At 57.9% G+C, this 24,371-nt stretch carries 19 protein-coding genes; 4 read left to right on the forward strand and 15 right to left on the reverse strand.

Going from position 1 to position 24,371, the window contains the following annotated elements; all coding sequences use genetic code 11:
- From KHU33_RS15510 to kdpF, 5 genes are all read right to left on the reverse strand, one after another.
- Positions 1-624: TorF family putative porin (locus KHU33_RS15510; protein WP_211464486.1), on the reverse strand; the 624-nt coding region annotated here is incomplete at its 3' end.
- Positions 625-730: 106 nt separating this feature from the next.
- The gene (kdpC, locus tag KHU33_RS15515) at positions 731-1,417 is read right to left on the reverse strand and encodes a potassium-transporting ATPase subunit KdpC (RefSeq protein WP_211464488.1); all 687 of its coding nucleotides are present in this window, start codon (positions 1,415-1,417) and stop codon (positions 731-733) included.
- A 14-nt stretch (positions 1,418-1,431) separates the two neighbouring features.
- Complete coding sequence (gene kdpB, locus KHU33_RS15520) at positions 1,432-3,510, reverse strand: potassium-transporting ATPase subunit KdpB (RefSeq protein WP_211464490.1); 2,079 nt, start codon at positions 3,508-3,510, stop codon at positions 1,432-1,434.
- A gap of 19 nt (positions 3,511-3,529) precedes the next feature.
- Positions 3,530-5,350 (reverse strand): potassium-transporting ATPase subunit KdpA, encoded by a 1,821-nt coding sequence (kdpA, locus tag KHU33_RS15525; protein ID WP_211464492.1) that lies wholly within the window; start codon positions 5,348-5,350, stop codon positions 3,530-3,532.
- Between the two features lies 1 nt (position 5,351).
- A complete protein-coding gene (kdpF, locus tag KHU33_RS15530; RefSeq protein WP_211464495.1) occupies positions 5,352-5,441 on the reverse strand; it encodes a K(+)-transporting ATPase subunit F in 90 nt (29 codons plus the stop codon).
- A 370-nt stretch (positions 5,442-5,811) separates the two neighbouring features.
- On the opposite strand from kdpF, the gene KHU33_RS15535 reads away from it, so the two are divergent.
- Both KHU33_RS15535 and KHU33_RS15540 read left to right on the forward strand, forming a co-directional pair.
- Positions 5,812-7,998 carry an FUSC family membrane protein gene (locus KHU33_RS15535; protein WP_211464497.1) on the forward strand — a complete coding sequence of 729 codons (2,187 nt, stop codon included), beginning with the start codon at positions 5,812-5,814 and terminating at the stop codon, positions 7,996-7,998.
- A gap of 440 nt (positions 7,999-8,438) precedes the next feature.
- Positions 8,439-8,852: a type 1 fimbrial protein gene (locus KHU33_RS15540; protein WP_211464499.1), complete on the forward strand. Its 414-nt coding sequence runs from the start codon at positions 8,439-8,441 to the stop codon at positions 8,850-8,852.
- Positions 8,853-8,881: 29 nt separating this feature from the next.
- Here the strand turns inward: KHU33_RS15540 and KHU33_RS15545 are convergent, their stop codons facing one another.
- Together KHU33_RS15545 and KHU33_RS15550 are read right to left on the reverse strand one after the other, a co-directional pair.
- On the reverse strand, positions 8,882-9,763 hold the full coding sequence (locus KHU33_RS15545; protein WP_211464547.1) for an SMP-30/gluconolactonase/LRE family protein: 882 nt from the start codon (positions 9,761-9,763) through the stop codon (positions 8,882-8,884).
- Between the two features lie 181 nt (positions 9,764-9,944).
- Positions 9,945-11,036, reverse strand: a complete 1,092-nt coding sequence (locus KHU33_RS15550) for a porin (protein WP_211464501.1) — start codon at positions 11,034-11,036, stop codon at positions 9,945-9,947.
- 235 nt (positions 11,037-11,271) lie between these two features.
- Between KHU33_RS15550 and KHU33_RS15555 the strand changes: the two genes are divergently transcribed.
- Entirely contained in the window at positions 11,272-12,213 is a 942-nt protein-coding gene (locus tag KHU33_RS15555; RefSeq protein ID WP_211464503.1) for a LysR family transcriptional regulator, read from the forward strand.
- Positions 12,214-12,582: 369 nt separating this feature from the next.
- Complete coding sequence (locus KHU33_RS15560; protein WP_211464505.1) at positions 12,583-13,008, forward strand: hypothetical protein; 426 nt, start codon at positions 12,583-12,585, stop codon at positions 13,006-13,008.
- Between the two features lie 370 nt (positions 13,009-13,378).
- On the opposite strand, the gene KHU33_RS15565 is transcribed toward KHU33_RS15560, so the two are convergent.
- From KHU33_RS15565 to KHU33_RS15600, 8 genes are all read right to left on the reverse strand, one after another.
- On the reverse strand, positions 13,379-14,170 hold the full coding sequence (locus KHU33_RS15565) for an SDR family NAD(P)-dependent oxidoreductase (RefSeq protein ID WP_211464507.1): 792 nt from the start codon (positions 14,168-14,170) through the stop codon (positions 13,379-13,381).
- A gap of 37 nt (positions 14,171-14,207) precedes the next feature.
- Positions 14,208-15,785: an aldehyde dehydrogenase (NADP(+)) gene (locus KHU33_RS15570; RefSeq protein ID WP_211464509.1), complete on the reverse strand. Its 1,578-nt coding sequence runs from the start codon at positions 15,783-15,785 to the stop codon at positions 14,208-14,210.
- 56 nt (positions 15,786-15,841) lie between these two features.
- Positions 15,842-16,837 carry an AraD1 family protein gene (gene araD1, locus KHU33_RS15575; RefSeq protein ID WP_211464511.1) on the reverse strand — a complete coding sequence of 332 codons (996 nt, stop codon included), beginning with the start codon at positions 16,835-16,837 and terminating at the stop codon, positions 15,842-15,844.
- 169 nt (positions 16,838-17,006) lie between these two features.
- Complete coding sequence (locus KHU33_RS15580) at positions 17,007-18,752, reverse strand: IlvD/Edd family dehydratase (RefSeq protein ID WP_211464513.1); 1,746 nt, start codon at positions 18,750-18,752, stop codon at positions 17,007-17,009.
- 124 nt (positions 18,753-18,876) lie between these two features.
- Positions 18,877-20,085 carry a multiple monosaccharide ABC transporter permease gene (gene mmsB, locus KHU33_RS15585; protein WP_230414298.1) on the reverse strand — a complete coding sequence of 403 codons (1,209 nt, stop codon included), beginning with the start codon at positions 20,083-20,085 and terminating at the stop codon, positions 18,877-18,879.
- A 13-nt stretch (positions 20,086-20,098) separates the two neighbouring features.
- Positions 20,099-21,643 (reverse strand): multiple monosaccharide ABC transporter ATP-binding protein, encoded by a 1,545-nt coding sequence (gene mmsA / locus KHU33_RS15590; protein WP_211464515.1) that lies wholly within the window; start codon positions 21,641-21,643, stop codon positions 20,099-20,101.
- A 145-nt stretch (positions 21,644-21,788) separates the two neighbouring features.
- Positions 21,789-22,820, reverse strand: a complete 1,032-nt coding sequence (chvE, locus tag KHU33_RS15595; protein WP_211464551.1) for a multiple monosaccharide ABC transporter substrate-binding protein — start codon at positions 22,818-22,820, stop codon at positions 21,789-21,791.
- A gap of 508 nt (positions 22,821-23,328) precedes the next feature.
- Positions 23,329-24,219, reverse strand: a complete 891-nt coding sequence (locus KHU33_RS15600; RefSeq protein WP_211464517.1) for a LysR family transcriptional regulator — start codon at positions 24,217-24,219, stop codon at positions 23,329-23,331.
- Positions 24,220-24,371: the final 152 nt, after the last annotated feature.

Below are 24,371 nucleotides of genomic sequence, written 5' to 3' on the forward strand. Positions count from 1 at the left end.
AAAATCCTTGGTCAAGCCAACCTTCCAGTCGTTATAGCTCAATGTCGAATTGTTTTTGACGGTTTGATGGCCGGCATGCAAATTCACCGTATAGCCGTTGCTGACATCGATATTCGCGCCGATGTCCAGATAACCGCTGTTCTTGCTGTTAACCGCACCGAACAGATTGGTCAGCGACTGCGAATACTTGAGGTAGGCAGGACCGTAGCCCAGCTGGCCGTACAGCTCCGTCGTATCCGCGTCAGGATGCAAATCATTGGACGGATAGACATACGACAGAACGCCGAAATCATAGCTCAGATCCTGGGTGAAATTGCCTTTCTTGCCAGCATAGATATCCCACTCGATATTACCGTCGCCGCCGCTATCCTTAACCCATTTGAGTGTCGATAGCCAGGTCCCGGCATACAGGCCGCTTGGATTGTTGCTATAGTCCGCGCCGCCTTGCAGAGCCGGCTTCAGGCGCGTCTGGGAAATTCCGCGAAAACGATAATCGGATGCCAGGCTGGCGTTGAACGTCAGCGAGTTATCCGGCACCGCCTCTTCCGCTTGCGAGGGGCCAGTGGTAAAAGCGGCAACGGCGATGACAGTAATCAGACCGGAAAGATAGAGTATTTTCTTCATAGGCATCAGGTGAAACACAGGTGGTTGGAGGTTGACTTCAAAGGCGCGTGTAGAAGCTGGCCACACACCTTGTGGCCAGCTTCTACACGCAGATAACGCTGCTGGATTAGTTTGCCGCTGGAGCTGGGACTGTAGGCGAAGTTGAAGCTGAACTTTGCCGGTCCAGCGCCAGATTCAGCGCCATGACATTAACCCGCGGCTCGCCCAGGAAGCCCAGGCTGCGCCGCAACTGCAAACTGTCTATCAGAGCACGCACGGTATCGACGCTCAGTTTGCGTTCACGCGCAACGCGCCCGGCCTGGTAGTAGGCTGCGGCAAGACTGATTTCCGGATCCAGGCCGCTGCCGGAGGCAGTCACCAGATCGACCGGAATCGGCAGCGTGTTGCCTGGATCGGCCGCTTTCAAGGCCTCGACCCGGCCCTTGACAGCATCAATCAAAGCCGGATTGCTAGGCCCGAAGTTCGAACCGCCGGAAGACTGGGCGTTATACGGCATCGGGCTGGTCGCCGACAAGCGGCCCCAGAAATAGTTGGGAGCGGAAAACTCCTGGCCGATCAGGCGTGAACCGATCAGCTTGCCATTCTGCACGACCAGGCTGCCGGACGCCTGATCCGGAAAAGCCGCCTTGCCGATGCCGGTCACGGCCAGCGGATAGATCACCCCGCACAGCACGGTCAGGCCGACGAATACGACCAGGGCAGGACGCAATACGCCTTGCGAAGTCACCTTTGCCGTAGCTGTCTTGGTTGCCGACTCTGCTGGCGACAATGTTGTTGTAGATGCGGATTTCATGTCGAGACTCCTGATCATACTAAATGCATTACCGACAAAATCATGTCGATCAATTTGATGCCGATAAAGGGCAAGACGATACCGCCCAAGCCATAGATCAGCAGATTACGACGCAACAGCGAAGCAGCCCCGACCGCGCGATAGCGCACGCCCTTCAACGCCAGCGGAATCAGCACCACGATGATCAAGGCGTTGAAAATGACCGCCGACATGATCGCCGACGACGGGCTGGCCAGGTGCATCACATTCAGCGCCGCCAGCTGCGGATAAGTGGTGATGAAAGCCGCCGGGATAATCGCGAAATACTTGGCGATATCGTTGGCAATCGAAAAGGTAGACAAGGCGCCGCGCGTCATCAGCATCTGCTTGCCGATCTCGACGATCTCCAGCAGCTTGGTCGGATTCGAATCCAGATCGACCATATTGCCGGCCTCTTTCGCCGCCTGCGTGCCGCTGTTCATCGCCACCGCGACGTCAGCCTGGGCCAGCGCCGGCGCATCATTGGTGCCGTCGCCGGTCATCGCCACCAGACGGCCTTCGGATTGATAGCTGCGAATCAGCTTGAGCTTGTCTTCCGGCGTCGCTTCCGCCAGGAAATCGTCAACCCCTGCCTCAGCCGCAATCGAGGCTGCCGTCAGGCGATTGTCACCGGTGATCATCACCGTCTTGATGCCCATCCGGCGCAGTTCGGCAAAACGTTCCTTGATGCCGCCCTTGACGATATCCTTCAGTTCCACCACACCCATCACCACGCCTTCATCCACCACCACCAGCGGCGTACTGCCGCGGCGGGCGACGTCGTCGACGTTATGTGCGACTTCGGCAGGAAACGGCAGGCCCAGCTCTTGCATATAGTTCTTGATCGCTTCGGATGAGCCCTTGCGGATCGCACGGTTGCCGATATTGACGCCGCTCATGCGGGTCTGCGCGGTGAACGGTACAAACTCAGCGTGCAAGGAACTCATTTCGCGTTCACGGATATTGAAACGCTGCTTGGCCAGCACCACGATGCTGCGCCCTTCCGGCGTTTCATCCGCCAGCGAAGCCAGTTGCGCCACATCCGCCAGTTGCTGCTCGGTGATGCCGGGCGCAGGAACGAAGGCCGATGCCTGACGGTTGCCGAGCGTGATAGTGCCGGTCTTGTCCAGCAACAGCACATCAACGTCGCCGGCTGCTTCCACCGCACGGCCGGAGGTGGCAATCACGTTGGCCTGCATCATGCGGCTCATGCCGGCCACGCCGATGGCGGACAGCAAGGCGCCGATGGTGGTCGGAATCAGGCACACCAGCAAGGCCACCAATACCGTGATGGTGATCGGCAAACCGCTCTTGGCCGCAGCCACGCTAAACAAGGAGAACGGCAGCAGCGTCACCGTTACCAGCAGGAACACGATAGTCAGCGCCACCAGCAAGATGGTGAGAGCGATTTCGTTCGGCGTCTTTTGACGCTTGGCGCTTTCCACCATCGAAATCATGCGATCCAGGAAGGCTTCGCCAGGATTGACGGTGACGCGTACCACCAGCCAGTCGGACAGCACCCGGGTGCCGCCGGTCACCGCAGAAAAATCACCGCCGGATTCACGGATCACAGGCGCCGATTCGCCGGTAATCGCGCTCTCGTCGACCGAGGCCACGCCTTCGATGACTTCGCCGTCCACCGGGATCACATCGCCGGCTTCCACCAGCACCACGTCGCCCTTGCGCAGATTACTGGCCGAGGTTGCCGCCCAGTTGCTGAGCTGGCCCTTGGGCTGGCTGTTGCGTTCCAGCTTTTTGGCGGAAACGGTTTGCTTCAAGGCGCGCAGCGATTCCGCCTGCGCCTTGCTGCGCCCTTCGGCCAACGCTTCGGCAAAATTGGCGAACAGGACGGTGAACCAGAGCCACACCGAGATCGCCAGGATGAAAGCCGGGCTGGCCTCGCCCTTGCCGATCAGGGCTTGGAAATACAGCAGCGTAGTCAAGATGCTGCCGACATAAACCACAAACATCACCGGGTTGCGCAATTGCGTTTGCGGCGCCAGTTTTTTGAACGATGCGACGATAGCCGGGCCCATGAGCGCGGAATCGAACAACGTCAGATTAGTGCGAGACATGATGATCCTTCTTCTTAACTTAGTGTGCTGCAAAGATTTGCAGATGTTCAACCACAGGGCCAAGCGCCAGCGCCGGTACATAGTTCAGCACCCCCACCAGCACCACGACGCCGATCAGCAATACGATGAACAGCGGGCCATGCGTCGGCATGGTGCCGGAGTTCGGTTCCAGCCGTTTTTTGGCGGCGAACGAACCGGCCATCGCGAGGATCGTGACGATGATGATGAAACGTCCGAACCACATGGCTATCGCCAGCATCACGTTATAGAACGGCGTGTTGGCAGATAGGCCGCCAAACGCGCTGCCGTTGTTGTTGGCGGCAGAAGAGAAGGCGTACAGGATTTCGCTGAAGCCGTGCGCGCCGGGATTGGCGATGCCGGCCACCCCGGCCGTCGCCATCACCGCAATTGCCGTGCCGCCCAACACCAGGATCGGCGTCGCCAGGATCGCAATCGAGGTCATCTTCATTTCGAAGGACTGGATTTTCTTGCCCAGGTATTCCGGCGTGCGGCCGATCATCAGGCCGGCGATGAACACCGCCATGATGGCAAACACCAGCATGCCGTACAGGCCGGAACCGACGCCGCCGAACACCACTTCGCCCATCTGTATCAGCGCCATCGGCACCATGCCGCCCAAAGCCGTGAACGAATCGTGCATGGCGTTCACCGCACCGCAAGAGGCTGCCGTGGTAACCGCTGCAAACAGGGCCGAAGCGCTGATGCCGAAACGGCTTTCCTTGCCTTCCATATTGCCGCCGGACTGCAGCAAGCCATGCGCCTGGTCGATACCCAAGGCGCTGAGGCCGGGATGCGCCTGCTGCTCGGCGTACATCACCACACAAGTCATGATCACGAAAATAATCGTCATCGCCGCCAGCACCGCCCAGCCCTGGCGGATATCGCCAACCATGAAACCGAAGGTGAAGCAAAGCGCGGCCGGGATCAGGAAGATCGCCAGCATCTGGAAGAAATTCGACAGCGGCGTAGGATTTTCATACGGATGGGCCGAGTTGGCGTTGAAGAAACCGCCGCCGTTGGTGCCTATCATCTTGATCGCTTCCTGCGAAGCCACCGGTCCCATGGCCAGGGTTTGCACCTTGGTGTTCATGGTTTCCAGCACAGGTTTGCCGGCGGCGTCGTTGACAGGCTGGCCATCAGCGCCGACTTTAGGCTGCTGATAGGTCAGCGGCTGCACGATAGTGGCGTCTTTATAGGAATCGAAATTCTGGATCACGCCCTGGCTGATCAGGAATACCGAGAAAATCACCGACAACGGCAACAGCAGGTACACGGTAGAACGGGTAATGTCGGTCCAGAAATTGCCGATAGACTGCGCCGAATGACGCGAAAAACCGCGAATCAAGGCAAACGCAACCGCAATGCCGGTAGCAGCGGAAAAGAAGTTCTGCACCGCCAGCACCAGCATCTGGGTCAGGTAGCTCATCGCGCTTTCACCCGAATAACCTTGCCAGTTGGTGTTGCTGATAAAGCTGACCGCAGTATTGAAGGCGGAATCCGAGCTGAGATTGGCAAAATGCTGCGGATTCAGCGGCAGCCACAGCTGGAAGCGTTGCAAGGCATAGGTAGCCAGCGCGCCGATGGTATTAAAGAGCAGCAAGGCCAGCGCATAGTTTTTCCAGTTCATCTCGGCATTGGCCTGGATGCCAGCGCAACGGTACAGCCATTGCTCAACCCGGTTGAACCAGCCGAAACCCGATACCGGCGCATGCTCGGAAGAACCGGCGGCAACCTGCACGATGAATTTGCCGAGCGGATAACTCAGCACCAGCAGCACCGCCAGGAAAGCGATCAACAACATGGTGGATTGGGAGGTCATGTCAGAAATCCTCCGCATTTAACAAAGCCACCACCAGGTACACCAGCAGCGCCACGGTCACCACTGCGCCAAGTATGTAGAACGCGTTCATTGACGGTCCTCCAGCTTCTTGCAGCCCACCGCCAGCGCCCAGGTGACGACAAACATCGCCACGATCGCGCCAACATAGATTCCATCCAATGCCAACTCCTTCAGCTCCATCATTACCCTCATTACAGATTAGTTGCGGTACCGACAGGCTATACAGATGCTTCTAAAAATGTCGTAAAGAGTGGCGACGGGGGTGTAAACAAAGTGTAAAAAAAACGTAAAAAAGGGCGAATCAAATCGATCCTGCGCGCCCCGCCGCGGCAGCCGCCAGGCACTGCGATGTTTTCTTGGTTTTTTTGCCACATTCGGCACAATTGATGCGAGCAAACAGGTACACTTTCAGCCTTGTCAGCTACCGCCCCAGACCCGACATGCACTACGCCCTAGATCTGCGCACCTTTCTTTTCAGTCACTATTTCTATACGGGTTTGCGGATCGCCACCGGCGTCGTCGGCCTCACCTTGCTGGTGCTGCAATTCACCGATCTGCCGACCGCGATGACGGTCTGTATCGGCGCCCTCTCCACCAGCCTGATGGATCTGCCCAGCACGCTGCGCCACAAGTTCAACGAGATGCTGTCGAGCGTGCTGATCTGCACCGCCGTCACGCTCATCATCAGCCTCTGTGCGCCGTTTCACTGGCTGCTGAGCGGCATGCTGGTGATCGTCACCTTCCTCGCCAGCATGATGCTGGTGTATGGCAAAAAAGCCATGCCGCTGCAATTCTCCGCCCTGTTCGTCATGACGCTGGCCATGGAAAACGCCATGAGCGTGCCGCAAGCGCTGTTTCACACCGGCTTGTTCCTCAGCGGCGGCTTGATTTACCTGGCCTATTCGATGACGGTTTCCTGGTTTTTGCGCAGCCGCATCAAACAGCAGGTGCTGGCCGAAGCCTTGTTCGAACTGGCCCGCTACATCAACATCAAGGCCGATTTCTACGACATCCACATGGATCTCAACAGCCAGTTCAACACCCTGGTGCGGCAGCAGATCGTGCTGGCCGAAAAACAGCAAGCCTCGCGCGACCTGATCCTGCGCGACCCGAAGAATGAGCAAGACACGATCCTGGTGCAAGTCCATTTCGGCATGTTCGATCTGTACGAACATATCCTCTCGGCCCATACCGATTACGCCATCCTGCGCCAGCATCTGGCCGACGCCGACGTCCTCACCTATCTGCGCGATCTGGTCAGCAAGGCCGCCTCGGATATCGAATCGATCGCCTACGCCGTCACCCGCAAGCGCGCCTCGTTCGCCAGCATCAACTACAAGGCCGAGATGCGCTCGATCGAGGCCGAACTGCAACAACTGCAGCAAGACAGCCTGGCCGGCAAACTCTCCGAAGAAACGCTCGATATCCTGCGCGCCACCTATATCAAGATCTGCGATGCGATCGACATGATCGGCCAACTGCACCACGCCACCCAAAGCGTGCAAGGGCCGCTGCCGGTGTTCATGAGCAAAGACATGACGCCCTTCCTGACCCAGCAGAAATACCAGTTAGGCGTGCTGGTCTCCAACCTGCGCTGGCAATCGCCCACCTTCCGTTTTGCGATACGCGCGGCGCTGGCGATTTCCTGCGGCCTGCTGGCGGCCGATTCCCTGCCCTACGCCGGCCACGGCTACTGGATCGTGCTGACCATTGCCATCATTCTCAAACCCAGTTTCAGCCAGACCAAACAGCGCCGCAGCGACCGCTTGATCGGCACCCTGATCGGCTGTGTCGCCACCGCGCTGATCCTGCGCTTCGTGCACGAGCCGATCGCCCTGCTCGGCTTCATGTTCATGGCCACCGCCGCTGCGCCCGCCTTCATCTACGTCAAATACCGCTACACCGCGATTGCCGCCAGCATGCAGATTCTGCTGCAGATCAACCTGGTGATCCCCAGCAGCGGCCATGTCATCGGCGAACGCCTGATCGATACGCTGATCGGCGCCGTCATCGCCACCGCCTTCAGCTTCGTCCTGCCGAGTTGGGAATACCGCACGCTGCCGCAATTGGTCCGCAACGTCTTGAAAAGCAACCAACGCTTCCTCGAAGCCGGCAGCAACCTGCTGCAAGGCAAAGTGCGCGACGATTTCATTTACCGCGTCTGCCGCAAACGCTTCCTGGATAGCATCTCCGAGCTGGCCTCGACCCTGGTGCGGATGCTCGACGAACCGCTCAGCAAACATCGCGCCGTCGAAAACCTGAATCAATTCATCGTCCACAATTATCTGGTGATTGCGCATATCGCCGCGCTGCGCATGCTGTTGCGGCGCAACGCCGAAGGCATGCCGCATGAAGCCGTCAACCTTCAGCTCGACGCCGCCACCGCCCACGTCCGCAAGACGCTTGAACTGGCGGAGCAAGTCTTGAATCCGGCGGCGCCGCTGGCGGCCCCAAGCGCCAGCCCCATGCCCGGCGATGTTGGCGCAAGCGGCGCAACTGGCGAGGCGGCGCAGGCAGCCAACTGGTCAGCCTGGTATCCGCTGCAGCGGCGGGTCGAGCAATTGTATGAAGACACGGAAAAAATCGCCGTCAACAGCGCCGCCATCGGCCGCATCCTGGCGGCGTGACGGCAATGCATGATTTTCGGCAGAGTACAGCCTGTTAGTCATCAAATTGCGGGCATTTAACAGTTTCTCAGAGCAAGAATGCAACAAGCATCGGCACTGGAAAGTTATGTCCTTGGAGCGTGCCCGCCTGGCCCGACTTTACTGCCCCGCAGGCCGTGCCGGCGAGCTGCCGGGATTTACTGCGTCCCGCACAGTAACCAGCCCCAATCCATTTGTAATATCTCAAACCGTAAATTTGAGAAAACCCATTATCAAAATGATTTCATTCCGGGTTTTACAAGCGTATTCCGAGAATATTCTCATGTTTTTTTAATTTCCATGCAGAAATCTATTGACTCTTTGACTCTGAGCGAGTGAGATAGGGTTATTGCAAGTTTCCATAAGGCATCATTACCAAGGTGCAATGAAACCTGCAATTTCACCCTACGCTAGGAGACGCCATGAGAATCGTCACGCTACAATTCGCCGCCGCATCTGTCTTGTTATCCTTAGCGTCAAGCGCCATGGCGGCTGGTGGCAACAGCGGCGTTATCCATTTCACCGGCAGCATCGTCGAACCGCCTTGCACTACCAGTACCACCAGCACCGCCGGCAGCAAGCAAAGGGCGACGATAGACATGAACCTCAGTTGCGACCATCGCAGCGCTTTCGATGTGGCGTTCCAACAGATCGGGCCGAATGCCAACTCTGCCACCACCATCACCTTGTCGCGCGACGGCAAGCCGCTGGGGAGCGAGGAAGCCGCCTATTACCGGATGGCGTTCAAGGGGCAAACCAATCTGCGGCTGACGGCCAAGCGCTCTGCCGCCGGCGGCGAACTGAGCCCGGTCATCATGACTATCAGCTATCTGTAAGGCAGATAGATGGCCGGCATAGCAAGGCCTTAAGCGCCGAAACGCGCTTCCGGCAAACCGCGAATATCTTCCAGCCGCAGCTGGAACACGCCGCCTGCCGCCGGCTCGGCCAGCAAGGCTGCTGCCGATAGCGATTCGCGCGCGCTGGTCACATACAAGGTATCCAGATCGGCGCCGCCCAACGCCACGCAACTGGGCTGCGCCACGGGCACCTGGATCATGCGATCGATGCTGCCGTCGGGCGCCAGGCGCAGCACCCGGTAGCCGCCCCATTGCGCATTCCACAAGTAACCTTCGCTGTCTACGGTTGAGCCGTCCGGCTCGCCGGGCTGCTGCCGCAAATCGGCGAACACGCGTGCATTGCTGGTGCTGCCGGCAGCTGTGTCGTAGTCGCAGCAATGGATGATCTTGCCGGGCGAATCGCAGTAGTACATGGTGCGGCCGTCGGGGCTGAAGCAAATGCTGTTGCTGATGGCTACCGAGGGCAACGCCAGGCGTTCCAGCGTGAGATCGGTATTGAGCCGGTAGAAACTGCAGCAACGCGCCAGATCCGGCGCATCGTTCTTGGTGCCGAATACGAAGCGACCGGCGCGGTCGCAGCGGCCGTCGTTGATTCTGGTCAGCGGCAAGTCCGTCTCGACTTTGCAAATCGGCGTTATCGTCTTGCTTGAAAAATTGAACCAGGCCAGTTGCGAGGCCAGGCCCAGCAGCAACCGGTCATCGTCGGCGGTGAGGGCGAACGTTGCCAGCGGTTCCGGCATAGGCCAGCTTTCGGTGTCGCCGCTGGCAGGCCGGTGGCACCACAGCGTGGCGCCGAGAATATCGGTCCAGAACAGGCGCTGGCTGCGCGGGCACCACAGCACGCCCTCCCCCAGCAAATGCTTGCCGTCTATCAGCAGGCTTGCGGTCAGCATCGAATCCGGCCCGGCACTGGATGGTTTTGATAGAGCATTCCTTCATTCCTTTGGATTAGCTGTAACTTCGCCGTAACGAATAATCGTCACAGATTCTAACGCCAGCGAGGCCATGATGGTATCTCATGGCCTCGCTGCTGCGCTACATCGATGCGGCAATCGGCATCAAAGCGAATGCTCAGAAAGAATGGCTGATGCCAACATAGCTGGCGTTTTGGCCATGTCCTGGCAAGGGGGTGTCGAACTCGGTGGCGAAATCGGCATTGCCTTTGTTACGCACAGTGCCGAGGGCGGCGTAGAGCAAGGTGCGTTTCGACAGGTTGTAGTTGGCGCCGACCATGAACAGGCTGGCGCTGCCGGCGTCGTGGTTGAGTTTGTTATGGTAGGCGGCGCCGATCAAGGTCAACGCCGGCGTCACCGCATAGTTAACGCCCAGCCAGTAGTGATTGAGTTTGTCGGCAGCGGTGGCGGCGACGGTATCTGGCGCCGAGAGATTTTCGTAACCGGCAAACAGCTTCAGTTTATCCACGGTGTAAGTGCCGCCGACAATCAAATCCTTCGAGCTTGTGTAGAGGTCGGTGTAACGGCCGCTGCTGTCGCGGATCACGTCGTAAATGGCGCGTAACTCCAGACCGCCGGTAGTGTAGACCAAGGAAATCCCGTCTTTGCGGCCGGCCTTGGTAGAACCGGCTTGTTCGCCCAGGCTGGTTTGCAAGGTGGCGTTAAAGCCGCCCCAGGTAGGTGTTTGATATTCGATCACGTTGTTGGCGCCTGGCCAGTTGCGCCCGTTCACCAGATTTTGCGTACTCATGAATTGCTGGCCGGTAGGATCGAGATACCAGATGTCATTCACAATGAACAGGTTCTTGCCAAATTTGATCGAGCCGGCGCTGCCGTTCAAACCGACATAGGAACGGCGATTGAACAAGGCGCTGCCGTTGGTGGTGCCCTTGGTGGCGTCAAAGCCGGATTCCAGCAAGAAGAAGGCGTTTAGTCCGCCGCCCAGGTCTTCCGTGCCCTTGAAGCCGATCATGCTGGTGCCCCATTGGTTGCCGGAGCCGGCCAGTTTGCTGCCGGTCTTGCCGGTCAGGTTGCCGTTGGCGTCTTTCAGTGCAACACCTGTTTGAAAATCGATGCCGGCGTCGACCCGGCCGTAGATGGTTACATTGGTCTGCGCCTGGGCTGCGCTGGCGGCCAGGCCGAATAGGCTCATTGCGGCGGCTGCCGCCAGCACTCGGGATGGCGCGGCGAAGGTTTTGCTACGGTTCATGTTGTCGTCTCCTAGAAATTATTATGAATTCATCCACTGTCAGGCTGCAGCGGGTAGTCCCGGCCATCAACCAGCGTGAATGTGGGCTCATAGTAGGGATTAGATCGATATCGATCCAATGAATTTTTACGCCACTTCAATACTGGATTTGATATCATTTCCTGAGCATCACCGACCTCGCCGGATCCCTGCATTGGCCGAGCGAGCACACTAAAAATTACACAACGAGACCGCCATGCCCGCCAACGACACCAACTGGTTTCTCCGCGCCCGCTTGAAAACCCGGCAGCTGCTGTTGCTGATAGCGCTGGACGAGGAACGCAATATCCATCGCGCAGCGGAAGCGCTCAACATGACGCAGCCGGCCGCCTCCAAGCAACTCAAGGATCTGGAAGACATGCTGGATGTGCTGCTGTTCGAGCGGCTGCCGCGCGGCATGCGGCCAACCATCTACGGCGAAGCGATGATTCGCCATTCGCGCATGGCGCTGACCAGTTTGTCGCATGCGCATGACGACATCACGGCGTTGAAATCCGGCCTTTCCGGCCAAGTCAATGTCGGCGCGATTTTGTCGCCGGGCATGGTGCTGCTGCCGCCGGCGATTGCGCGCCTCAAGCAGCAGGCGCCGATGTTGCGCATCGGGGTTGAAGTCGAGAGCAGCAACATCTTGCTGGAACGATTGCAGCGCGGCTCGCTCGATTTTCTGGTGGCGCGGATTCTGGATCAGGAAGACAACAGCAATCTGGAATATGAAGAGTTATCGGATGAACCGGTGTGCGCCGTGGCGCGGGTCGATCACCCTTTGCGCCATGTCTCGAATCTGCAATTGAAGGATATCGCCGACGCCGGCTGGGTCTTGCCGCCCAAGGGCAGCATATTGCGCCATCGGGTCGACATGATGTTTCACAAGGACGGCCTGGCGCCGCCGGTGAATGTGGTCGACACCACCGCGATCCTGGTCATCAGCAGCTTGCTGCAACAGACCGATTTCCTGCATGTAATGCCGGCCGAGGTGGCGCGCTTTTATGCGCAGGTAAATGTGCTGGCGATACTGCCGATCGAGCTGCCGTGCAAGATGGACGGCTTCGGCATCATCACCCGCCTGCACCAGATACTTTCGCCTGGCGCAAGACTTTTACAGCAAAAGATCCGGGAAGTGGCGACGCAGATTTATTAGCGGCAACGCTTGCATGCCTGGCTTGAAGTTTGACTTGAATATGGCGTAAACATGTCCTATTGTGGCTTTGCGATACGCGATCAAATATGCCATATCTGCGAAAAAAAACAATGCTATATGGCATGGCGATGAACGTATGCAAATGGTTTTTTTAATCCAGCACCTTTTATTCCCGCTCCTCACTCCGGTAGCTGGCACAAATCCGGTGATGGCCGGTAAGTAGTCCGGCCGGATCAACATTCTGCTAAGCGCAAAAGGAAGAATATACCGAGCTCCTCTTCCTGCCTGGCAGGAACCCGCAGAATCACATTCCAAAAACCGATCTGACCGATATGTGTATTTTCAGCGAAAACAGAAAGGATGTTTACCATGAAAAACCTTGTCTTTATTTTGATTGCAAGCATGTTCTCATTGGCTGCCACGGCACAACCGGCAGCAGATGATAGTGCTGTGACGATCACTGCCCCACTCCGGATTGACCTCCCCAGCCAGTACCATCGGATGCAGCCGCAAGAATATTATGACTATCTGCGCTCATACGATCTTTCGAATGGCATGACACTTAACCTGTTCAGCAGAGGGAGAAAAATATATGCCGAAGTGGGAGACCAGGGAAGGCATGAAATTGTCGCCACCGCGCAGAATGTTTTCGTCGCCATGGACCAACAATTGAAAATGACGATCAATCTGCATGGCGATGATGCAAGCGGAGAGCTGATCATGGTGCTTCCGGCCCGCCAAGTTGCGCAGGGGGGTGTGGCTGGCAAACAATTCATGGCCGTTGCGTTCCGCTAAGCCAACGTCGCCAGCAAGCGGCTCAGCAGGTTCTCATGTTTGCATGCTTTTTGCAGCGCCCTTGATGTTTAAGATCAGAAGCTGGAAATGCCGCATCGCGCCTTTGCGGTGCGATGCGGCGGTCACAGGTGCAACCTAATCTTTCAGTCTGAGCCACGGCATGTTGTCACCGTCCGGAATTTCGGGGGAAATGCAGTTATAGCCCGGCGCTTGCCGCCGAGTCAAAATGAGGTGATTCCTGCGATGCAGAAATCAAGGCAGAGGTTTAGAAAATTCGAGAACAGCGCAACCAAGGCCGACCAGCCAAAAGATGGCCGCAGCCCAGTGATGCGTGAGTTTCAATGCATCACTGGGCTGCCGGCGCCGGTGCTCAAGCCCAGCCGGCGTCGACGATGAATTCCTGGGCGGTGCACATGGCGCTGTCATCCGCCGCCAGGAACAAGACCATGCGCGCCAGATGCCAGGGTTGCAGTTTGCCGGGCAGGCATTGGTTGCGCTTGATGTCTTCCTCGCCCGCGGCGTCCAGCCACAGGGCGATCTGTCTTTCAGTCATTACCCAGCCGGGCGATACGGTATTGACCCGGATATTGTGCGGTCCGAGATCGCGCGCCAGGCCGCGTGTCAGGCCGACCACGGCGGCCTTGGCGGTGGTGTATACCGGATAGCCGCCGTTCGACAGGTGCCAGCTGATCGAGCTGAGATTGATAATCGATCCGCCGCCCTTTTTTTGCATGCCGGGCGCTATCGCCTGGCAGGTAAAAAACATGGGGCGCTGGTTGATGGCAATCCGGTCGTTCCAGTAATCGAGGGTGACTTCCGCCAGTTGATGGCGCTGGTCGTTGGCGGCATTGTTGACCAGCACATCGAAATCCCCCAGTTCTAGCGCCAAACCTTGGATGGTCGCCTGCAAGGCGGGAATGTCGCGGATATCGCAATGGCGGAATAGCGGTTTGACCAGGCCGGCTGCCGCCAGCTGCTCACATAAAGCTTCGCTGGCTGCGGTCTCGATATCGACGAAAGCCACGCGCGCGCCCTGCTCGGCAAACGCGCTGACAATCGCCGCGCCGATACCGCTGCCGCCGCCGGTGATGAATACATTCTTGTCTTTCAGGCTGGGAAAATGCGCCAGCTGCGCGCCTGCAACATCCTTTACTGCGGCCATAGCAACTCCTGTTCGATGTGATGCTGGTGAAACCAGCTCATTTTTTTAATTGACCGTTGATCCGTTGCCAGATCGCCAGCGGATTGCCGTCCTGAATCGCTGCCGGCAATAAATCCTGCGGTATGTTTTGATAGGAAACCGGCCGTAAGAAACGCTGGATGGCTGCCGTGCCGACCGAGGTTGCGCGGCTGTCCGAGGTGGCTGGAAACGGGCCGCCGTGCACCATGGAATACGATACCTCGACGCCGGTCGGAAAGCCATTCGCCAGAATCCGCCCGACCTTGCGCTCCAGGATCGGCAGAAGTGCGCGCACGGCCTGGTGATCGCCGTCGGTGATCTGCAAGGTGGCGGTGAGCTGTCCTTCCAGATGCTCTGCCACGGCCAGCATCTCGGCCATGTCGCGGCAAGCCACCAGCAGCGACGCCGGTCCGAATATTTCTTCCGACAGTTTAGGATCGGCCAGGAAATCTTCGGCGCTGGCGCTGAACAATGCAGGCACGCCGCTGCCGGCAGCGTTGCTGGCCACGCCCTGGCTGAGCTGGCGCACTCTGTGGTTAGCGGCGAGACGGCTGACGCCATTTTGATAGGCCTGTTGAATACCGGCTGTCAGCATGGTGGCCGCATTGCGTTGCGCCAGTTGGGCCGCGGCAGCGGTACTGAAGCGTTCCAGATCGGCGCCTTGCAGCGCCAGCACCAGGCCGGGATTGGTGCAGAACTGGCCGACGCCCAGCACCAGCGAATCGACAAAGGCGGCCGCCAACGTGTCAGCCTTGGCCGCCAATGCTTGCGGCAGCAGGAATACCGGATTGATGCTGCTCATTTCGGCATATACCGGGATCGGCTGCGGACGTGCGGCAGCCGCCGCCATCAACGCCAGGCCGCCTTGACGCGAGCCGGTAAACCCGACCGCCTGTATCGCAGCATGCCGCACCAGTGCGATCCCCAGATCGTTGCCGACGCCGGTCAGCAGCGAGAACACGCCTTCCGGCAAACCCACTGCCGATACCGCCTGTTGAATTGCCCTGCCAACCAGTTCCGAGGTGCCGGGATGGGCCGGATGCGCCTTCACCACCACCGGGCAACCAGCCGCCAGCGCCGCCGCAGTATCGCCGCCGGCGACGGAAAACGCCAAAGGAAAATTGCTGGCGCCGAATACCGCGACCGGCCCCAGCGCGATCATGCGCAGGCGCAAATCCACACGCGGCAAAGGCTGGCGCTCCGGCAGCGCCGGGTCGATGCGGGCGTCTTGCCAGGAACCTTCGCGCAGCACTTCGGCAAACAATCTGAGCTGGCCCACGGTGCGGCCGCGTTCGCCTTCCAGCCTGGCGCGCGGCAAGCCGCTTTCGCTCATGGCGCGCTCGATCAACTGCTCGCCCAGCGCCAGGATATTCTCGGCGATGCGTTCCAGAAAACGGGCGCGGGTCTCCGGCGTGGTGGCGCGATAGGGATCGAAGGCGATGCGGGCAAGATCGCAGGCGCAGGCGATTTCGGCTTTGCCTGCGGTGTGAAACGCCGGCTCAATCGCGCTTGCGGTGGCGGGATTAAAAGCAAAAAAGGCAGCGCCGCCACCTTTGATACGGGAGGCGCCGATCAGGGATTCGCCTGTAATGTTCATGCTTTTCCTAACTATGAATGGCTGCGCTTCCGAGATGCTGAATCGCAGCTAGTGATTTACAACTGGCGAATCGACGGCGCGGCCAAAGTCTCGATTGCCAAGCGATTGCGCAGCGGCGGCCCGAATGCAGCGACGTCGATTTCAAACGTTTCTCCGGGCACGACCTGGATGCCATCCGAGCAGCTCAATGTCGCAGTGCCGAAGAAATGGATATGCACATCGCCGGGACGCCGGAACAGCGGGTATTTGAAATGGTGGTATTCCAGATTGGCGACGGTGTGCGACATATTCTCTTCGCCGCTGACAAACGGTTTTTTCCAACGCACCTGACCATTACTATCGCGAATGCGCGACATGCCTTCTACATGCGGCGGCAGATCTCCCAGCAACAAGGCCGGGCCGATAGCGCAAACCCGCAGCTTGGAATGCGCCAGATACAGGTAGTTCTGGCGCTCGGTGACATGATCTGAAAACTCATTGCCGAGCGCAAAGCCGAGCCGGCATGGGCTGCCGTCCGGCGCAATCACGTACAGCGCGGCGATCTCGGGTTCTTCGCCGCCGTCCAGCGCAAAATGCGGCATGGTCAGCGCTTGCTCGGCGGCGCAGACGATGCTGCCGTCGCCTTTGTAGAACCATTCCGGCTGGACCCCGATCTGCCCTGGCTGCGGTTTGCCGCCTTCCAGGCCCATGCGGAACATTTTCATGCTGTCGGTCAGGGTATCGACATCGCTGACTTTCTTGTGCATGGCGTCGCGGCCGTCGGCGCTGCCGAGGTGGGTCAGGCCGGTACCGGTGACGTAGCAATGGGCGCTGTCGTCGTGGTCCAGCGGCGGCAGCAGGCGCCCGGCTTGCGCCACTTCGGCGTAGTCGAGCACGGTGGTTCCCAAGGCGGCACCGGCCAGGTCTTGCAGCGAACGATTGCCGGCAATCGCCGCTTGCGCCAGCGCGTAGGTAGAAGCATAGCCTTCCACTGCGCGGATTCTCCAGCCCTCGTCTTCCAGTACGCCGATCCGGCGCTGACCATCGGCTTGCTTGAATTGAATCAACAACATGTGCTTCTCCAGTTTACCGGGCTGCTCTTGGTGAGAGTCCTTAGTGAGAATGTTTAGATAAGCTCTAAAAACTCCGTCATCCCCGTGAACGCGGGGATCCAAGTTACTGATTTAAAATAGATTCCCGCGTTCGCGGGAATGACGCAACAGGGGCTTTCCTAGGTGCCCTTTAGTGAGAATGCTTGGGTACCGCAGAGCCACGGCAGCCAACCAGGAAATCGAAATCGCAACCTTCGTCGGCTTGCAATACACGGTCTATGTAAAGGCGTTGGTAGCCGCTGTGCGCCGTTACCGTCTCTGCATTCACTGCGGTTCTTGCGGTCTGGCGCTGCGCCATTTCGGCATCGCTGATATCGAGGTGCAAACGCCCTGCTTCGCAATCAAGTTCTATCCAGTCGCCGTCTTGCACTATCCCCAGCGGCCCGCCGGCAGCGGCTTCCGGCGCTACGTGCAGAACCACGGTGCCGTAGGCGGTGCCGCTCATGCGGGCGTCGGAAATCCGCACCATGTCCTTGATCCCCTGCGCCAGCAGTTTCGGCGGCAAGCCCATGTTGCCGACTTCAGCCATGCCGGGATACCCCTTGGGCCCGCAATTCTTCATCACCAGCACCGAGCTGGCGTCGACCTCCAGTTCGGGATCGTTGATGCGCGCCTTGTAGTGGGCGAAATCTTCAAACACCACCGCCTTGCCGCGATGCTGCATCAGCTCCGGCGAGGCGGCTGACGGTTTGAGCACCGCGCCGCGCGGCGCCAGGTTGCCGCGCAAGATGCAGATGCCGCCGTCGGCGATCAAGGGCTGGTCGATGACGCGGATTACTTCGTCGTTGTAGATCGGTGCATCCTGGTTGTTTTCCCACAGCGATTTACCGTTTACAGTCAAGGCCTCCTTGTGCGGCAACAGGCCGGCCTCGCCCAGACGGCGCAGCACGCCGGGCAAACCGCCGGCGTAATAAAACTCTTCCATCAGGAAGCGGCCGGATGGTTGCAGGTCTACCAGCGTCGGCGTGCCGCGGCCGATCCTGGTCCAGTCTTCCAGCTCCAGCGGCACGCCGATGCGGGCGGCGATTGCCTTCAAATGGATCACGGCGTTGGTCGAGCCGCCGATTGCGGCGTTGACGCGGATGGCGTTTTCAAACGCGGCGCGGGTCAGGATTTTAGACAGCCGCAAATCTTCCCACACCATGTCGACGATGCGCATGCCGGACATGTGGGCCAGCACATAACGGCGCGCATCGACCGCCGGAATCGCCGCGTTGTGCGGTAAGGAAGTACCAAGCGCTTCGGCCATGCAAGCCATGGTCGAGGCGGTGCCCATGGTGTTGCAGGTACCGGCCGAGCGCGACATGCCTGATTCGGCCGCGAGGAATTGATGCATGCTGATCTGGCCGCCTTTGACCGCCTCGCTCAACTGCCAGACGGCGGTGCCGGAGCCGAGATCCTTGCCTTCGTGCTTGCCGTTCAGCATCGGGCCGCCGGTCACCACGATGGCTGGGATATCGCAGCTGGCGGCGCCCATCAGCAGCGCCGGCGTGGTCTTGTCGCAGCCGACCAGCAACACCACCGCATCCATCGGATTGCCGCGTATCGATTCTTCCACATCCATGCTGGCCAGGTTGCGGGTCAGCATGGCGGTTGGCCGCAGATTCGATTCGCCGTTGGAAAATACCGGGAACTCGACCGGGAAGCCGCCGGCTTCCGAAATACCGCGTTTGACGTGTTCGGCGATCTTGCGGAAGTGGGCGTTGCATGGCGTCAGTTCGGACCAGGTATTGCAGATGCCGATGATCGGCTTGCCTTGGAATTCGTGATCGGGAATGCCTTGGTTCTTCATCCAGCTGCGGTACATCATGCCGTTCTTGTCGTTGCTGCCAAACCATTCGGCCGAGCGCAGCGGGCGTTTTTTATCGACAGTCATCTTTGGTTTCCTATTGAAATTATCAGGGCGGCATCGGTCCTCATCGCGACGGATGCCAGCTTAAAAATAGAATCTGCGAATCTGAAACTCGCCAACTGCGGATCGCGCATCCGCAGTTGCGTGGTTATTTGTTCTTGTTGTAGACGTCGACAAATACGGCGGCCAGCAAGACCAGGCCTTTGATCACTTGTTGATAGTCGATGCCGATGCCCATGATCGACATGCCGTTGTTCATCACGCCCATCACGAAAGCGCCGATCACCGCGCCCATGACCTTGCCGACGCCGCCGGATGCCGAGGCGCCGCCGATGAAGCAGGCTGCAATCACGTCCAGCTCGAAGCCGGTGCCGGCCTTGGGTGTGGCGGTGTTGAGGCGGGCCGCGAAGATCAGCCCGGCCAGGGCGGCCAGCATGCCCATGTTGATGAAGGTATAAAACGACACGCGTGAAGTCTTGATGCCAGACAGCTTGGCCGCTTTCTCGTTGCCGCCGACGGCATAGATGCGGCGGCCGATGGTGGTGCGGTTGGCGATGAAGGTGTACACCACCATCAGCAGGAACATGATGATCAGCACATTCGGCATGCCTTTATAGGAAGCCAGCAGATAGCTGAAGAAAATGATGACAGCGGCGAAGATGGCGTTCTTCACGATGAAGAATAGATAAGGCTCGTCCTCCATGCCGTGCTTGCTTTGTTTGGCGCGGCCGCGGACTTTGACGAAAATCAGGATCGCCGCCACCACCACGCCGACCAGCAAGGAGGTGACGCGCAAATCGGCGCCATTGAACAGATCGGGGATGAAGCCGGAGCTGAGCATCTGGAAATCGTCCGGGAAAGGCCCGATCGACTGCCCTTGCAACAGGGCCAGCGTCAGCCCCTTGAATACCAGCATGCCGGCCAGGGTGACGATGAACGAAGGTATCTTGAAAAACGCTACCCAGTAACCTTGCGCCGCGCCGATCGCCGCGCCGGCCAGCAGGCACAGGATGCTCGCCAGTACAAAGTTCATGTGCAGGTTGACGATCAGCACCGCCGCCAGCGCGCCGATGAAGCCGACCACCGAGCCTACCGACAGATCGATGTGGCCGGCGACGATCACCATCAGCATGCCGAGCGCCATGATCACGATGTAGCTGTTTTGCAGCACCAGGTTGGTCAGGTTCAGCGGCCGCATCAGGGTGCCGTCGGTCATGTACTGGAAAAACGCCATGATCGCGATCAACGACATCAGCATGCCGTATTCGCGCATATTGTTTTTCAGGAAGCCGCTGTATTCTTTCTTGTCGGCCAGGGGCTGGGGCCGGTTTTTGCTTGCTGCATCGCTTGCTGCCATGTCGTGGTTCATTTCAGTTGTCTCCGTTCTTTGTGCGCTCATTTCTTACAATAGCGCGCATGATCTTTTCCTGGGATGCTTCCGCCGCCGGCAATTCGCCGACGAAATTGCCTTCGTTCATGACATAGATGCGGTCGCACATGCCCAACAGTTCTGGCATTTCCGATGAAATCATGATGATGCATTTACCTTCGGCGGCGAGCTGGCTGATGATGGTGTAGATCTCGTACTTGGCGCCGACATCGATGCCACGGGTCGGCTCATCCAGGATCAGCACATCGGGATTGGAAAACAGCCATTTGCTGAGCACCACTTTTTGCTGATTGCCGCCGGACAGGTTCAGCACTTTCTGGAATACGTTGGAGCAGCGAATCTTGAGCTGGCGCCGGTAGTCGGCCGCTACCGAATACTCGCGCCCTTCGTCGATTACGGTGTTGTCGGCGACGCCATTGAGATTGGCCAGCGTGATGTTTTTCTTGATGTCCTGATCCAGGATCAGGCCGTAGCCTTTTCTATCTTCGGTGACGTACGCAATGCCGTTGTCGATGGCCTTTTGCACGGTGCTGACGTCAATTTCCTTGCCGTGCATGAAAACCTTGCCGCTGATATGCCGGCCGTAGGCACGGCCGAAAATACTCATCGCCAGCTCGGTGCGGCCGGCGCCCATCAAGCCTGCGATGCCGACGATCTCGCCCTTTTTGACATGGAAATCGACACCCTTGATGACTTGCCGTTCCGGGTGTATCGGGTGATACACCTGCCATTGCTTGACTTCGAAAATGGTCTCGCCTATTTCCGGATGGCGCTTGGGATAGCGGTCGGCCATCTCGCGTCCGACCATGTTCTGGATGATGCGGTCTTCGCTGATGACCTCTTTGTGGCAGTCCAAGGTGTCGACGGTGGAGCCGTCGCGCAGGATCGTGATCGAATCGGCGACTTTGGAAATTTCGTTGAGCTTGTGGGAAATCAGGATAGAGGAAATGCCCTGCGCCTTGAGCTCCAGCAGCAGCTCCAGCAAGGCGTCGCTATCGCTTTCATTCAGGCTGGCGGTCGGTTCATCAAGGATCAGCAGCTTGACCTGTTTCGACAGCGCCTTGGCAATTTCAATCAATTGCTGCTTGCCGACGCCGAGATTGGTGATCAGCGTGTTGGGCGATTCCTTGAGGCCGACTTTGGCCAGCAGCTCTTTGGTCTTGGCATACGATGCGGCCCAGTCGATCACGCCGTTTTTGGCTTGCTCGTTGCCGAGAAAGATATTTTCCGTAATCGATAGCAGCGGCACCAGCGCCAGTTCCTGATGGATGATGATGATGCCGATTTTTTCACTGTCGGCAATGCCGTCGAACTGCCGCGCTTGCCCTTGGAAATGGATCTCGCCGGTGTAGGAGCCGTGCGGATAAACTCCGCTCAGCACTTTCATCAAGGTGGATTTTCCAGCGCCGTTTTCACCGACCACGGCGTGGATCTCGCCGTTGCGCACCGCCAGATTGACATTGTCTAATGCTTTGACTCCCGGGAATGTCTTCCCGATCCCGCGCATTTCCAGGATGGTTTCCATCTGTTGTTACCTCGCTTACCTCAAACCTTCGCCAGCGCCTGACAACTGGAGGTTGAAGCGCGACTGTGCGCATTCCAACCTCCGGCCAAACAAGTTTCTTTCTTTATCACTTGATGCGATCAACTTAGTGCGATCAACTGGATACTTATTTGATCTGGCTTTCAGTGTAATAGCCGCTGCCAACCAGCACCGGCTTCCAGTTGGAGACATCGACGCTGACTGGTTTCAACAGATAGGAAGGTACGACCTTGACGCCATTGTTGTAGGTTTTGGTGTCATTGATGGTAGGCGTTTTACCGCTTAGCACGGCATCGACCATGCCGACTGTCACCTTGGCCAGTTCACGCGTGTCCTTGAACACGGTTTGACGCTGCTCGTTGTGCACGATGGATTTCACCGAAGGCACCTCGGCGTCCTGGCCGGTTACGACAGGCATCGGCGATTTAGGCGTACCGTAGCCTACCCCTTTGAGCGAGGACAGAATACCGATGCTGATGCCGTCATACGGCGACAACACGGCGTCCACATGGGCGTTGCTGTAGTAGGCGCTGAGCAGGTTATCCATGCGCGCCTGGGCTACCGCGCCATCCCAGCGCAAGGTCGAAACCTTGTCCATGCCGGTCTGTTTGCTGCGCACCACCAGCTTGCCTTTATCGATATACGGCTGCAGTATCGACATGGCGCCGTTATAGAAAAAGAAGGCGTTGTTATCGTCGGCCGAACCGCCAAACAGTTCGATATTGAACGGACCCTTGCCGGCCTTCAGATCCAGTGCTTTTTCGATGTAGCTGGCTTGCAGCACGCCGACCTGGAAATTATCGAAGGTAGCGTAGTAATCGACGTTCTTGGAGCCGCGGATCAGACGATCGTAGGCGATTACCTTGACGCCCTTGTCGGCGGCTTTTTGCAGAGCGTTGGATAAGGTAGTGCCGTCAATCGCGGCGATCACTAGCACCTTGACGCCCTTGGTAATCATGTTTTCGATCTGCGCCAGCTGATTTGGAATGTCGTCTTCGGCGTATTGCAGATCGGTCTTGTAACCTTTTTCCTTGAATACCTTGACCATATTGTCGCCGTCGGCAATCCAGCGCGCGGATGATTTGGTCGGCATCGAAATGCCGATCGGACCTTTCTCTTGCGCGCCTGCCTGAGCTACCAGGCCGAACACGCCAATCATCAATCCAACAATCGTCGATTTAATCAGTTTCACAGCTTGTCTCCTTTAGTTAATTTAACTATTTAATTATTTTGATGTTGCGTCAGAACCTTGTGAAGCGCCTGCCCTATCTACTTTTTTAACTGCTTTTATATCTACCTATGCCTAGCTATTCCTGATATCTGGCCTCTCGCTGGATGGCTGTCCAATGAATATTTTCCATATGACAAGCAGTCAATATAGACCATTCCGGCTGAATTTCATGACTATCTTACGAACATTAGTGATATCAAACAAATGAATTTTTTCGTGATTTCGATATTTTTTTCGATATCGGAATAAAGAAAGAAAAACCCCCACGAAAAGCTCTCCGCCATCAATCACAAGAGAACAAATACCGCAGCCAGTGTAAAAACACTTGGCGGGTCTTACTAATCACTTTTTTATCATAAGTGATATCCATTTAGATATCAGTCATGCGTGGGCGGGCGGCCGCGGCAGAAACGCCGGGCAATTCGCCAGCAAAGCGTCAGGACCAGCTGCGGCAGTAAGCCAGGAATTGCATCAGCCGCAGCGACAGGATCTTGTGCTTGCTGTGGATCAGGTAGAAATGCCTACGCAATTTCGGCAGCGATGTCTTCAACTCCACCAGCCGGCCGCTTTGCAAAAAATCGGCCACCACGGCATGCGACAGGCAACTGATGCCAAGACCGGCGGCGGTAGCGTGCTTGATGGCTTCCGAATTACCGAACTCATAGCTTTGCCGCAAATAGTGCAAATGCGGCAGCAAGGCTTGCTCAACCGCCTCGCGGGTGCCGGAGCCCGGCTCGCGCAATAGCCATTCGGCCTCGCGCAACTGCGTCACGCCGACCTTCTTGTCGCCGCCGGCCAGAGGATGCTGTGGCGCAGCGACGATCAGCAATTCATCGACCATCCACGGTTCGACTTGCAGATCGGCGGCATGGCTGGGGCCTTCGACCAAACCGACATCGACTTCGAAATTGACCACGGCGGCGACGATGTCGGCGGTATTGGCAATCGTCACTCGCACCTGCAGTTCGCTATGCTGTTGCCGGTAGGCGGCAATCATCGATGGCAACAGATAACTGCCGATGGTGGTGCTGGAGCCGATTTGCAGGCCGCCGCCCTGCGCCATGCCTGGCGCCAGAAATTGCTGTTCTATGGTTTTGGCGGCATCTACCACCTGCCCCGCCTGCGGCAATAACAAGCGGCCGTTATCGTTGAGGATCAGGCGCTTGCCGACGCGGTCGAAGAGACGGCAATCCAGCAGGTTTTCCAGTTCGTTCAAGGCAGCGCTGGTAGCCGATTGCGACAGGGCGACTTGCTCGGCGGCGGCGGTGGTGCTGCCGGACTGGGCTATCGCCAGGAATATCTGTAATTGTCGGATGGTGAGGCGCATCTTGGGCCGGTCTTTGTATCGAATAGCAGCGATTGCTGCGGAGAGAGAGCAATTTACCTGTAAAACAGGTTAATTATACAAAATTAATCTGTTTTTCTTTTAGATATCAAATAGCTATAGTGATTTCCATGGCGGCATGACGCCGCATCTCG

It is taken from the genome of Collimonas silvisoli, assembly GCF_018305005.1.
GTDB classification, from domain to species: Bacteria; Pseudomonadota; Gammaproteobacteria; order Burkholderiales; family Burkholderiaceae_D; genus Collimonas; species Collimonas silvisoli.

What these genes read in the sequence shown, in the direction of transcription:
- kdpC (WP_211464488.1), bottom strand. Translation starts at nt 1,417, where the DNA reads ATGAAATCCGCATCTACAACAACATTGTCGCCAGCAGAGTCGGCAACC.
- mmsA (WP_211464515.1), bottom strand. Translation starts at nt 21,643, where the DNA reads ATGGAAACCATCCTGGAAATGCGCGGGATCGGGAAGACATTCCCGGGA.
- KHU33_RS15555 (WP_211464503.1), top strand. Translation starts at nt 11,272, where the DNA reads ATGCCCGCCAACGACACCAACTGGTTTCTCCGCGCCCGCTTGAAAACC.
- KHU33_RS15550 (WP_211464501.1), bottom strand. Translation starts at nt 11,036, where the DNA reads ATGAACCGTAGCAAAACCTTCGCCGCGCCATCCCGAGTGCTGGCGGCA.
- KHU33_RS15560 (WP_211464505.1), top strand. Translation starts at nt 12,583, where the DNA reads ATGAAAAACCTTGTCTTTATTTTGATTGCAAGCATGTTCTCATTGGCT.
- mmsB (WP_230414298.1), bottom strand. Translation starts at nt 20,085, where the DNA reads ATGGCAGCAAGCGATGCAGCAAGCAAAAACCGGCCCCAGCCCCTGGCC.
- KHU33_RS15565 (WP_211464507.1), bottom strand. Translation starts at nt 14,170, where the DNA reads ATGGCCGCAGTAAAGGATGTTGCAGGCGCGCAGCTGGCGCATTTTCCC.
- KHU33_RS15570 (WP_211464509.1), bottom strand. Translation starts at nt 15,785, where the DNA reads ATGAACATTACAGGCGAATCCCTGATCGGCGCCTCCCGTATCAAAGGT.
- kdpB (WP_211464490.1), bottom strand. Translation starts at nt 3,510, where the DNA reads ATGTCTCGCACTAATCTGACGTTGTTCGATTCCGCGCTCATGGGCCCG.
- KHU33_RS15535 (WP_211464497.1), top strand. Translation starts at nt 5,812, where the DNA reads ATGCACTACGCCCTAGATCTGCGCACCTTTCTTTTCAGTCACTATTTC.
- araD1 (WP_211464511.1), bottom strand. Translation starts at nt 16,837, where the DNA reads ATGTTGTTGATTCAATTCAAGCAAGCCGATGGTCAGCGCCGGATCGGC.
- kdpF (WP_211464495.1), bottom strand. Translation starts at nt 5,441, where the DNA reads ATGAACGCGTTCTACATACTTGGCGCAGTGGTGACCGTGGCGCTGCTG.
- kdpA (WP_211464492.1), bottom strand. Translation starts at nt 5,350, where the DNA reads ATGACCTCCCAATCCACCATGTTGTTGATCGCTTTCCTGGCGGTGCTG.
- KHU33_RS15580 (WP_211464513.1), bottom strand. Translation starts at nt 18,752, where the DNA reads ATGACTGTCGATAAAAAACGCCCGCTGCGCTCGGCCGAATGGTTTGGC.
- chvE (WP_211464551.1), bottom strand. Translation starts at nt 22,820, where the DNA reads ATGATTGGCGTGTTCGGCCTGGTAGCTCAGGCAGGCGCGCAAGAGAAA.
- KHU33_RS15600 (WP_211464517.1), bottom strand. Translation starts at nt 24,219, where the DNA reads ATGCGCCTCACCATCCGACAATTACAGATATTCCTGGCGATAGCCCAG.
- KHU33_RS15540 (WP_211464499.1), top strand. Translation starts at nt 8,439, where the DNA reads ATGAGAATCGTCACGCTACAATTCGCCGCCGCATCTGTCTTGTTATCC.